11 protein-coding genes are annotated in these 11,509 nt (G+C 60.0%); 8 read left to right on the top strand and 3 right to left on the bottom strand.

Features of this window, described 5'->3' with window-relative positions; translation table 11 throughout:
- The first annotated feature begins 12 nt into the window (after positions 1-12).
- Positions 13-1,026: an alpha/beta hydrolase family protein gene (locus tag ABJ99_RS01110; protein WP_054084240.1), complete on the top strand. Its 1,014-nt coding sequence runs from the start codon at positions 13-15 to the stop codon at positions 1,024-1,026.
- A gap of 26 nt (positions 1,027-1,052) precedes the next feature.
- Here ABJ99_RS01110 and ABJ99_RS01105 read toward each other — a convergent pair whose 3' ends face one another.
- Genes ABJ99_RS01105 through ABJ99_RS01095 form a run of 3 tightly spaced genes read right to left on the bottom strand, consistent with a single transcriptional unit; the run spans position 1,053 to position 3,569 of the window.
- The gene (locus ABJ99_RS01105; protein WP_054084239.1) at positions 1,053-1,820 is read right to left on the bottom strand and encodes a TerB family tellurite resistance protein; all 768 of its coding nucleotides are present in this window, start codon (positions 1,818-1,820) and stop codon (positions 1,053-1,055) included.
- Entirely contained in the window at positions 1,821-2,492 is a 672-nt protein-coding gene (gene murU, locus ABJ99_RS01100) for an N-acetylmuramate alpha-1-phosphate uridylyltransferase MurU (RefSeq protein ID WP_054084238.1), read from the bottom strand.
- Positions 2,493-2,543: 51 nt separating this feature from the next.
- A complete protein-coding gene (locus ABJ99_RS01095) occupies positions 2,544-3,569 on the bottom strand; it encodes an aminoglycoside phosphotransferase family protein (RefSeq protein WP_054084237.1) in 1,026 nt (341 codons plus the stop codon).
- A gap of 129 nt (positions 3,570-3,698) precedes the next feature.
- On the opposite strand from ABJ99_RS01095, the gene ABJ99_RS01090 reads away from it, so the two are divergent.
- From ABJ99_RS01090 to glpE, 7 genes are all read left to right on the top strand, one after another.
- Entirely contained in the window at positions 3,699-6,500 is a 2,802-nt protein-coding gene (locus tag ABJ99_RS01090) for an LPS-assembly protein LptD (RefSeq protein ID WP_054084236.1), read from the top strand.
- A complete protein-coding gene (locus tag ABJ99_RS01085; protein WP_054084292.1) occupies positions 6,481-7,803 on the top strand; it encodes a peptidylprolyl isomerase in 1,323 nt (440 codons plus the stop codon). The genes ABJ99_RS01090 and ABJ99_RS01085 overlap by 20 nt, the downstream gene beginning before the upstream one ends.
- On the top strand, positions 7,800-8,789 hold the full coding sequence (gene pdxA / locus ABJ99_RS01080; RefSeq protein ID WP_054084235.1) for a 4-hydroxythreonine-4-phosphate dehydrogenase PdxA: 990 nt from the start codon (positions 7,800-7,802) through the stop codon (positions 8,787-8,789). Before ABJ99_RS01085 ends, pdxA begins: the two co-directional genes overlap by 4 nt.
- A complete protein-coding gene (gene rsmA / locus ABJ99_RS01075; RefSeq protein ID WP_054084234.1) occupies positions 8,786-9,592 on the top strand; it encodes a 16S rRNA (adenine(1518)-N(6)/adenine(1519)-N(6))-dimethyltransferase RsmA in 807 nt (268 codons plus the stop codon). Before pdxA ends, rsmA begins: the two co-directional genes overlap by 4 nt.
- A gap of 112 nt (positions 9,593-9,704) precedes the next feature.
- Positions 9,705-10,085 carry a Co2+/Mg2+ efflux protein ApaG gene (gene apaG / locus ABJ99_RS01070; RefSeq protein ID WP_054084291.1) on the top strand — a complete coding sequence of 127 codons (381 nt, stop codon included), beginning with the start codon at positions 9,705-9,707 and terminating at the stop codon, positions 10,083-10,085.
- Positions 10,085-10,990 (top strand): symmetrical bis(5'-nucleosyl)-tetraphosphatase, encoded by a 906-nt coding sequence (locus ABJ99_RS01065; protein ID WP_054084233.1) that lies wholly within the window; start codon positions 10,085-10,087, stop codon positions 10,988-10,990. Before apaG ends, ABJ99_RS01065 begins: the two co-directional genes overlap by 1 nt.
- On the top strand, positions 10,987-11,307 hold the full coding sequence (gene glpE / locus ABJ99_RS01060; protein ID WP_054084232.1) for a thiosulfate sulfurtransferase GlpE: 321 nt from the start codon (positions 10,987-10,989) through the stop codon (positions 11,305-11,307). Before ABJ99_RS01065 ends, glpE begins: the two co-directional genes overlap by 4 nt.
- Positions 11,308-11,509: the final 202 nt, after the last annotated feature.

Genomic DNA, 11,509 nt, shown 5'->3' with positions numbered 1-11,509 from the left:
TTGGAATATCCGATGTCCTACACCTTTCGCGCAATGTTTCCTGCATTGTTTTTGTCATTGATGCTTCCTTGCGCACTGCCTGCGATGGCCGCCGACCCGGCCCCCGACAAGGACGCTGCCGCCGAAGCGCCCGTGGAACGCGCACCGCTGCTCAGCCGTTCGCAAGAGGACTCCATTGCTCTGGAGCGCCAGTTACCGACTCGGGACCAGCAGCAACTGCAAGCCGGAGACGAAAGTTTTCTGGCGCTCTGGAAGCCTGCCAACAGTGAAGAGCCACAAGGCGCTGTGATCATTTTGCCGGGCGACGCCGAGTCTCCCGACTGGCCAGACGCGGTCGGCCCGTTGCGCCGCAAGTTTCCGGACGTGGGCTGGTCGAGCCTGAGCATTACCCTGCCGGACGCCGAGGACGACACACTGACTGCACGCGAGCCCGACGCGGCAACAGAGGCCAGTGCCGATAAGGATAAAGCCGCCGACAAACCTGCCAGTGCCGCAAAAGACGCGCCGAAAGACGCCGCAGCCAAGACGCCAGACCCGGCGGCGGAAGCTGAAGCACTGGCCAGCGCTGCAACGGCAAAAGCGGCCGCCGACGAAGAGCGCAACAAGGCCCGCGCCGAGCGTATCTTCGCTCGGATCGAAAGCGCGATCAGCTTCGCCCAGCAGAACAAGGCGCGCAGCGTCATATTGCTCGGACACAGCAGTGGCGCTTACTGGGCCACCCGGTTCCTCAGCGAGCGCCCTTCGCCCACGGTGCAGAGGTTGGTGATGGTCGCGGCACGCGAACCGGTCAATGCCGTCCCGTCGTTGCTGGACATGGTGCCGACGTTGAAAATCAAAACCGCCGACTTCATCTACAAAAATCCGGCAGACCTGGCTGCAAAAGCACGACTGCAGGCCAGCAAACGCACCAAAGGCCCCGGTTTTACCCAGATCGCCCTGATTAATATCGTGGGCAACGAAGACACGGAACAAGAACAGCTGTTTCGGCGAATTCGCGGCTGGATAGACCCCAAAGAAGACAAGTAGCCACCAACCTCAAGACCGGTGCAGGATCATGTAAACCCACGCCGGGCCTTGATCACCCGATAGGCGTTGTGCAGCTCGCTGGTTTTCTCGGTGGCCATGCGCACCTGCTGTGCATTGGCACCCGAACCGGCGATCTTGTCCGGGTGATGGCGACTGAGCAGCCGCCGATAAGCGCGCTTGACGCTAAGGGGATCGGTGTCCGGCTTGACGCCCAGCAGAATCATCGCGCCTTTGTAATCGTCACCGACGTTGATCGGCGAACGCTTCATCGGATCGTACTCGGCAGCCAGCGCCTCGATTTGCTGCGCCGACCAGCCAAGCCACATGCCCCAGACGCCAATCAGCTCGCGCTCGACCCGTGAAGCCTTGCCATCGGCCCAGGCCATTCGCCAGCAGGCACGCAGCAGGTCTTCGGCCACGTCCGGCTGGCGCTGCAAACCGCGCAGGTAAGTGCGCAACCCGTCAGCACCATCCCTGCCGCGCTTGAACGCATTGATGGCGCGTAGCTGCTCGGCATCGTTGAGGCTCAGGCGGCGCATCTCGGTTCGTGCCTGATGAATGTGGCTGGCCAGCACCCGTCCTTCACTCTTGGCCAGTCGCCCCAGCAGCACAAACAGCAGACTGTCCTGAGCAATGGCTGCGCGTCCGCCGAGGCGCTCGCGCAGCTGCGCCCAGTTTTGCAGTTTCAACCGCCGGTCCAGCGCCTGCCCCAGCAATGCACCGAGCATCGTCCCCGGAATGCTGGCGATCGCGTAACCGATGCCTGCGCCGATCACTGTGCCGGGCCAGAGCATTCAGCGCGTCTCCGCGAGCAATTGTTCGACTTCGGCCAGACGCTCGTGGGTGCCGACATCGACCCAGTGCCCCTGATAATGCTCGCCCGTCACCAGCCCTTGCTGCATCGCCTCACGCAGCAACGGCGCAAGCTTGAACGCTCCCGGCTCGCAGCCGGCAAAAAGCCGCGGGTGCAGGATCGCGATGCCACTGTAGGTCAGGCGCGGGCCAGCGGAATCGCCATCACGAACCTGACCGTCGACGAGTGAAAAATCGCCGGTCGGGTGATGCGCCGGGTTATCGACCAGCACCAGATGCGCCAGCCCGGAGAGCGACACGCGCAAGGCGTTGAAGTCGTAGTCCGTCCAGATGTCGCCATTGACCACCAGAAAAGGGTCGAGCCCCAGCAACGGCAAGGCCCGCTGAATGCCGCCGCCGGTCTCCAGCGGCTGGCCTTCGGGGGAGTAGCGGATGCTCAGATCGAAACGCTGACCGTCGCCCAGATAATCTTCGATCTGCTGCCCCAGCCAAGCGTGGTTGATCACCAACTGGTGAAACCCGGCGGCACGCAATGCGTTCAGGTGGTACTCGATCAACGGCACATCGCCGACGCGCACCAGCGGCTTGGGCGTATGCAGGGTCAACGGGCGCATTCGTTCGCCTTTTCCGGCGGCGAGAATCATCGCTTTCATGCAATCCTCTTCAACACAGTCAATGGTTTTCCCGAGCGCTCATCTGCACACTCAGGCAGAGGCCTCTGCGGGATGCTGCAGGCTGGTGAGCAGTTGCCCCAACTGAGCCAGCTCGGGACGGCGTGACAAAACCGCTTCTATATAAGCGAAGAAGCGCGGCACGTCATCCAGGTAACGTGGCTTGCCATCGCGATGGCAGATACGCGCGAAAATCCCGATCACTTTCAAATGCCGTTGCACGCCCATCAACTCACTGGCCCGCTCGAACGCTGCAAAGTCGTCCTGAACCGGAATGCCAACGGCCCACGCCTGATCCCAGTAAGTCCTGAGCCAGCCGCTGACCCGCTCTTGCGGCCAGCTCAAAAAAGCATCCTTGAACAGACAGGTTACGTCGTAGGTGACCGGGCCGTACACCGCATCCTGGAAATCCAGCACGCCCGGATTGGGTTCGCTGATCATCAGATTGCGCGGCATGTAGTCGCGATGCACCAGCACCTTGGGCTGCGCGAGGGCGCTGTTGATCAGCAACTCGCTGACCTGCTGCCAGTCGGCCTGTTGTGCCTCATCCATGTCGATGCCCAGATGGCGCTTCACGTACCACTCGGGGAACAGCTCCAGTTCACGACGCAGCAAGGCCGTGTCATAGCTGGGCAGCGGCGCGTCCATCGGCAATTGCTGGTAGGCCAGCAGCGCCTGGATCGCGTCGTCGAACAGTGCATCGGCGTTTTCGGCGTCGATCACGTCCAGATAGGTCTTGCGGCCCAGATCGTTGAGCAGCAAAAAGCCTTGCGTCAGGTCTTCGGCGTATATTTTCGGAACATTAATGCCCGACGTTTTCAATAAATGAGCGATATCCACGAACGGTTTGCAGTTTTCCTGCGGTGGAGGCGCGTCCATGACAATAAAAGTTCGACCGGCACCCTCCCAGCGAAAATAACGACGAAAACTTGCATCACTACTGGCCGCAGTCAACGTGGCCGGGGGCACGGCGCCCCAATTCTGCGCGTCAAACAACGCTGGCAGCTGCTCATCGAGCCAAACTTTCAAGGATTGAAGGCGTATATCTTGATCTGACATTACAAGGGTCTCCGACGGCGCTAGCCGTCAAGCGGGTCATGCTTTATTATCCGGAATCTTTTTCAGCCCATCGAGAGGCGTGCGGCCCCCCCGCGGGCAGATGGCGCGCAGGAAGCCCGGACTAATAAGATGGCATTGAAATCCCCCGCGTTTCGTAAAAAATTTCCGTTGCTCGTAACCGGCAGTCTGCTGGCGATGCAACCTCTGGCCACTCAGTTCGTGGTCGCCGCGGAACAGTATGACTGCTCAGTCTCTGCTTCGGGTGCCTGGAACTGTGCGCCGAAATCCAATACCGCTGCTGTAGACCTGCCTCCGCGCCCCGTGCATGACACGACGTCGGTCAGTTCCAACGGCACGGTCTCATCGGAGAGCACCTCTTCGAGCGGGCAGTCTGCGGGTACGCAACTGGTCACCGAAGCCAAGGGCAAAGGCCTGAAGTCGCGTAGTGCTGACTACAGCCACCTCGATTGGGTTCCTCGCGACAAGCTTACCCCAGCGCAACTGGCCGAAACCGGCCCGTATTGCTCGGGCGCCTACGTCGAGCCTCTTCGCCCGGGCATGGACGACAAGACCAAGATGAGCGAAGCGCCGATGTTCGTGGGAGCCAAGGCTTCGCGATACGAACAGGAAGCACAGGTCGCGTCGCTCGCCGGTGATGTCGTGATGCGTCAGGGCAGCATGCAGGTCGAGGCCCAGGAGGCTGCTCTGCATCAGGCCGAGAACCGTGGCGAGCTGAACGGCAATGTCCGTCTGCGCGACAACGGTGCGCTTATCGTCGGTGACAAGGCCGAGTTGCAGCTCGATACCGGCGAAGCCCGGGTCGACAACGCAGAATACGTCCTGCACAAGTCGAATATTCGCGGTAACGCCCTGTACGCCAAGCGTGCCGAGAACGCGATCATCCGCCTCAAGGACGGCACGTACACCACGTGCGAGCCGAACAGCAACGCCTGGACGCTCAAGGGCAACAACATCACGCTGAACCCGGCCACCGGTTTTGGTACAGCGACCAACGTTACCCTGCGGGTCAAGGACATACCGGTACTCTATACGCCGTATATCTACTTCCCGATCGACGACCGCCGTCAGTCCGGCTTCCTGCCGCCGACCATTGCGGCAGGCGGCGATAACGGCTTTACGCTGGTCACGCCTTACTACTTCAACCTGGCGCCAAACTACGACGCCACGTTGTACCCGCGTTACATGGCAGACCGCGGTCTGTTGATGGAAGGCGAGTTCCGTTACCTGACCAAGAGCAGCGAAGGCCAGTTCGGCGGTGCGTACCTGAACGACGAGAACGACGAGCGCAAGCTGCAATCGGACTACGACAAGACCCGCTGGATGATCAACTGGCAGCACGTGGGCGGGCTTGATACGCGCTGGCTGACCAAGGTCGACTACACCGACATCAGCGACCCGTACTACTTCCAGGATCTCGATACCGACCAGATCGGTGTGAAGAGCACCGACTACATCAACCAGCAGGGCTCCCTGACCTACCGGGGTGACAACTACTCGGCAGTGCTCAATGCTCAGGCCTACAAGCTGGCGACGATTGCGAACGTTACACCTTATAATCGTATGCCTCAGCTTACGCTCAACGGCACGTTGCCCTACAACCCGGAAGGCCTGAAGTTCGATTATCAGACCGAAGCAGTTCGTTTTGAGCGTGACCTGCGCGGTGGTAATTCTTTTGATAAAGATGGTGGACCATTTAATCAGGATGGAACTATAGGTACGCGTAGGCTAGACGAAAATATTAGCGGTATTGCACGGGCCAACGGCAACCGCCTTAATCTGGCGCCGTCAGTCAGCCTGCCGATGAACTGGACCTACGGTTTCCTGACGCCGAAGCTCAAGTATGTCTATACCCAGTACGACCTGGATCTGGACAGCAAGGGCAAAAATGACCTGGCCCCCGGAACGTTCGACAGCAACCAGAACCGCGCCGTACCGATCTTCAGCGTCGACAGCGGCCTGTACTTCGACCGCAACACCAACTGGTTCGGCAAGAATTACCGCCAGACCCTGGAACCGCGCCTGTTCTATCTCTATGTTCCCGAGAAAGACCAGGACGACATCCCGGTCTTCGACACCGGCGAAAGCACATTCAATTATGCCTCGCTGTTCCGTGATAACCGTTTCACCGGTTCCGACCGCATCGGCGACGAGAACAAGCTGTCGCTGGGCATCAACAACCGCTGGATCGAAGACAACGGATTCGAGCGTCAACGCTTTGCAATCGGTCAGGCCTTCTATTTCGAAGACCGCAAGGTGCAGTTGCCGGGCATCGCGTTCGCCACTCGCAAAGATGCTCAGTCCACCGTTTCGCCTTACGCGCTGGAATACGAATACCGTTTCAACCGCGACTGGCGCTTCAGCTCCGATTTCAACTGGGATCCGGACAGCAAGAGCACCCGTTCGGGCAGCGCGATGTTCCACTATCAGCCTGAAGCCAACCCCAACAAGATTGTCAACCTCGGCTATCGCTATCGCAACGACCAGATTCGTTACGACGAAAGCACCGGTACGTGGATCGTTGGTGGTGGTGACTATGGCCGTCCGGGTGATGACAACTACGTGAAGGACTACTACAAGATCCAGCAGCACGACTTCTCGGTTATCTGGCCGATCGTGCCGCAGTGGAGCGTGATCAGCCGCTGGCAGTATGACTACAACCGTCAACGCACCCTCGAAGCTTTCGGCGGGTTCGAATACGACAACTGCTGCTGGAAAATGCGTCTGGTCAACCGCTACTGGATCGACTACGACGAGTTCAGCCAGGCAGCGCCTCAGAACGAGAAAGGCGACCGCGGCATATTCCTACAAATCGTGTTGAAGGGGCTCGGCGGTGTGACTGGCGCCAAAGTAGACAGCTTCCTCGACAAAGGCATCCAAGGTTATCGTGAACGTGAAGACCAAGCTTTCTGATTGTCTGCGCCCGCTGATGCTGGGCGCGTTACTGCTGAGCGGTGCTGTGCATGCAGCGGTTCAACCTCTGGACAGCGTTGTGGCCATCGTCGATAACGACGTGATCATGAAAAGCCAGATGGACCAGCGTGTTTATGAAGTTCAGCAAACCATCGCCAAGCGCGGCTCTGGCGTACCGCCAGCCGAAGCCCTGCAAAAGCAGGTTCTGGATCGTCTGATTCTGGAAAACCTGCAATTGCAGATGGGTGAGCGGGCCGGGATTCGGGTCAGCGATGAAGAACTGAACCAGGCGATCGGCACCATTGCCCAGCGTAACAACATGAGCGTGGACCAGTTCCGCGCCGCGTTGGCGCATGACGGCCTGTCTTACGACGATGCGCGCGAGCAGGTTCGCCGGGAAATGATCATCAGCCGTGTGCGTCAGCGCCGGGTGGCCGAGCGTATCCAGGTGTCCGAACAGGAAGTGAAAAACTTCCTGGCATCCGATCAGGGCAAGGCTCAGCTGTCTGAAGAGTTTCACCTGGCCAACATTCTGATCGCGACACCGGACAGCGCTTCCTCGGAAGCCATCCAGGCTGCGGCCATCAAAGCCAAGAGCATTTATGACCAACTGAAGAAAGGTGCGGACTTCGGCAAGCTTGCCACTACCAACTCTTCCAGCGAAAACGCACTGGAAGGTGGCGACATGGGCTGGCGTAAAGCCGCTCAACTGCCGCCGCCGTTCGGTGACATGCTCAGTTCGATGCCGATTGGTGATGTGACGCCTCCGGCACGTACGCCGGGTGGCTTCATTATTCTCAAGCTGCTGGAAAAACGTGGCGGTCAGGGCCAGGCACAGATGCGCGATGAAGTGCATGTGCGCCATATCCTGATCAAGCCAAGCGAGATCCGCAGCGAAGAAGCGACCAAACTTCTGGCGCAAAAAATCTACGAACGCATCGAGAATGGCGAAGACTTCGCGACGCTGGCCAAAAGCTTCTCGGAAGACCCTGGCTCGGCGCTCAACGGCGGCGATCTGAACTGGGTTGATCCCAACTCGCTGGTTCCGGAGTTCCGTGAAGTCATGAGCAATACGCCGCAGGGTGTGCTGTCCAAACCGTTCAAGACGGCTTACGGCTGGCACGTCCTGGAAGTGCTGGGTCGTCGCGCCACAGATGCAACCGGTCAGGCGCGTGAGCAGCAGGCGCTGAGCGTTCTGCGCAACCGCAAGTACGATGAAGAGCTGCAAACCTGGTTGCGTCAGATTCGTGACGAAGCCTACGTCGAGATCAAACTTCCTGGCGCGACCCAGGCTGAACAGTGAAACCCAAGCGTTTCGCACTGACACCCGGCGAGCCGGCCGGCATAGGTCCTGACCTCTGCCTGCTGCTCGCCACGCAGCCTCAGCCCTACCCCCTGATTGCCATCACCAGCCGTAGCCTGCTCCTTGAGCGGGCCACGCAACTGGGTGTGGCCGTCAGTCTGCTTGATGTCACTGCAGACGCCCTCCCCGACCTGCCGGCACCTGCTGGCAGTCTTTACGTCTGGGATACGCCACTGGCCGCCCCGGTGGTAACTGGCGTGCTGAACAAGGCCAACGCCGCATTCGTCTTGCAAACCCTGACGCGCGCCGGGCAAGGCTGTCTCGACGGCCTCTTCAGCGGCATGATTACCGCTCCGGTGCACAAGGGCGTCATCAACGACGGCGGCATCGCTTTTTCCGGGCACACTGAATTCCTTGCCGAACTGACCCACACCGAACAGGTGGTGATGATGCTGGCGACCGGCGACCTGCGCGTGGCGCTGGTGACCACTCACCTGCCCCTGCGCGACGTGGCTGACGCCATCACGCCGGATCGACTGGAGCGCGTGACACGCATCCTGCACGCTGATCTGGTCAACAAGTTCGGCATCGCCCACCCGCGCATTCTGGTCTGTGGCCTCAACCCTCATGCTGGCGAAAGCGGGCATCTGGGTCGCGAGGAAATCGACATCATCGAACCGACTCTGGAGCGTCTGCGCAGCGAGGGCCTGGATTTACGCGGCCCGCTGCCTGCCGACACTCTGTTTACCCCCAAATATCTGGAGCACTGCGACGCAGTGCTGGCGATGTACCACGATCAGGGCCTGCCCGTGCTGAAATACAAAGGTTTCGGCGCGGCAGTCAATGTGACGCTCGGCTTGCCGATTATCCGCACCTCTGTCGATCACGGCACGGCGCTGGATCTGGCTGGCACCGCGAACATCGACACCGGCAGCCTGCACGTGGCGCTGCAAACCGCTTACCAGATGGCCGAGACCCATTCATGACCGAGCAATACCAACACCGGGCGCGCAAGCGCTTCGGCCAGAACTTCCTGCATGACGCAGGCGTTATCGACAAGATCCTGCGTGCCATTCGGGCCAAATCCGAAGAGCGCCTGCTGGAAATCGGCCCGGGCCAGGGCGCACTGACAGAAGGCTTGCTCAACAGCGGCGCGCAGCTGGACGTGGTTGAGCTGGACAAGGACCTGATCCCGATCCTCAACAGCCAGTTCGCCGGCAAGCCGAACTTCAGCCTGCATCAAGGCGATGCGCTGAAGTTCGACTTCAACAGCCTGGGCGCCGAGCCGCATAGCCTGCGCGTGGTCGGCAACCTGCCGTATAACATTTCTACGCCGCTGATCTTTCACCTGCTGCAAAACGCCAGCCTGATTCGCGACATGCATTTCATGTTGCAGAAAGAGGTGGTCGAGCGCATGGCTGCCGGGCCGGGCGGTGGTGACTGGGGCCGGCTGTCGATCATGGTTCAGTACCATTGCCGCGTGGAACACCTGTTCAACGTCGGGCCGGGCGCGTTCAACCCGCCGCCGAAAGTGGACTCGGCCATCGTTCGTCTGGTCCCGCATGAAACACTGCCACACCCGGCCAAGGATCACCGTGTCCTGGAGCGGGTCGTGCGCGAAGCGTTCAACCAGCGCCGCAAGACCTTGCGCAACACGCTGAAGCTACTGCTCAGCAGCGATGAAATCACCGCGTCCGGCGTAGACGGCAGTCTGCGTCCGGAGCAACTGGATCTGGCCGCGTTCGTTCGCCTGGCCGACACGCTCAGCGAAAAGGTTGTGACGGAGTAAGCGCCCGGAAAGGTTAACGGCCATTCAGTCGCACCTTTGCGCCTACTTGTCCTAGACTGTTCTATCTGCCGCACACGCGCGTTTTTTCGCAATGGATTTCAAGGCCTACTGCATGTCCGATTCTCGTTATCAGGTCGACGTCAGCGTCGTCACGCGCTTTCTCGCAGAACAATCGCAGCCCGAGCAGAACCGCTTTGCGTTCGCCTACACCATCACCGTGCACAACCACGGCCAGTTGCCTGCCAAGCTACTCTCGCGGCACTGGGTCATCACCGACGGAGACGGCCATGTCGAGCAAGTCCGGGGTGAGGGTGTCGTGGGTCAGCAGCCGCTGATCAAGGTCGGGCAGAGCCATACCTACAGCAGCGGCACCGTCATGACGACAAGGGTGGGGATCATGCAAGGCACGTATCAGATGCTGGCCGAAGACGGCAAACGCTTCGATGCCGTGATCGCCCCGTTCCGCCTGGCCGTTCCGGGCTCGCTGCACTGATGGCGGTTTACGCGGTCGGCGACCTGCAAGGTTGTCTTGATCCCCTGAAGTGCCTGCTCGACCACGTCAACTTCGACCCTGCACAGGATCGGCTGTGGCTGGTGGGCGATCTGGTCAACCGCGGCCCACAGTCGCTGGAAACCCTGCGTTATCTGTACAACATCCGCGAATCGCTGGTCTGCGTCCTGGGTAACCATGACCTGCACCTGCTCGCGGCCGCCCGCAACCTGGAACGCCTGAAAAAAGGTGACACGCTGCGCGAAATCATCGAAGCGCCAGATCGCGACGCGTTGCTTGGCTGGCTGCGCCGCCAGAAGCTCATGCACTACGATGAAGACCGCAATGTCGCCATGGTGCACGCCGGCATCGCCCCCCAATGGTCACTGAAAAAAGCGCTGAAGTGCGCGGCCGAAGTTGAACAGGCTTTGCTGGACGACCACGTGTATGGCGCGTTCCTCGATGGCATGTACGGCAATGAACCTGCCAAATGGGACAGCAGCCTGACCGGCGTGACACGCCTGCGGGTCATCACCAACTATTTCACGCGCATGCGTTTCTGCACCAGCGACGGCAAACTCGACCTGAAAAGCAAGGAAGGCGTCGGCACCACCATTCCTGGCTACGCCCCCTGGTTCAGTCACAAGAGCCGCAAGACCCGCGACGTGAAGATCATCTTCGGCCACTGGGCGGCGCTGGAAGGTCGCTGCGACGAACCCGGTGTCTTTGCCCTCGACAGCGGATGTGTCTGGGGCGGTGCCATGACCCTGCTCAACGTCGATACGCTTGAACGCCATCAATGCAATTGCGATGCTACAGGCAATGCCGCGTCCGGGCCCATCGTCATCGGCAGGCAGCCCGATATCGCCGAAACCCCGCAACCTCAGGCTCAGGAGCCCAAGCAATGACCGAATTCAAACGTATCCCGCCTGAACAGGCTCAGGCGCTGCGCGAACAGGGCGCAGTGCTGGTCGATGTTCGAGATGCGCAGTCCTTTCAGAGCAATCACATTCCTGAATCCCTGCATCTGGACAACCATTCGATCGCCGACTTCATCCGCGAGGCCGACCTCGACAAACCACTGGTCGTGGTCTGTTACCACGGCAATTCCAGCCAGAGCGCTGCGGCCTACCTGGTGGGCCAGGGTTTCTCCGATGTGTACAGCGTGGACGGCGGTTTCGAACTGTGGCGCGCCACTTACCCCGACGAAACCGCGCAAGGCTGATACAAAATATTTTTATGACAGCTGATCCCGCGTTCTACGCGGGCTCGCGTACCATCTGACGAACGGTCAGCCCCTCTTCTCGCGCAACCCTTCTTTATCTTTCCGAATCCGAACTATCCTAAGACTAGGCCATCCGTATTCAGGGGAGAGCCGGTACACCGGCGCGTGGGTCATCGGTAGTTACTTTTATGGTGTTCTGGGG

It is taken from the genome of Pseudomonas syringae pv. cilantro, assembly GCF_001293775.1.
GTDB classification, from domain to species: Bacteria; Pseudomonadota; Gammaproteobacteria; order Pseudomonadales; family Pseudomonadaceae; genus Aquipseudomonas; species Aquipseudomonas syringae_P.
The sequence above is the reverse complement of the archived record's forward strand: the minus strand, read 5'-3'. Positions and strand labels throughout refer to the sequence as shown.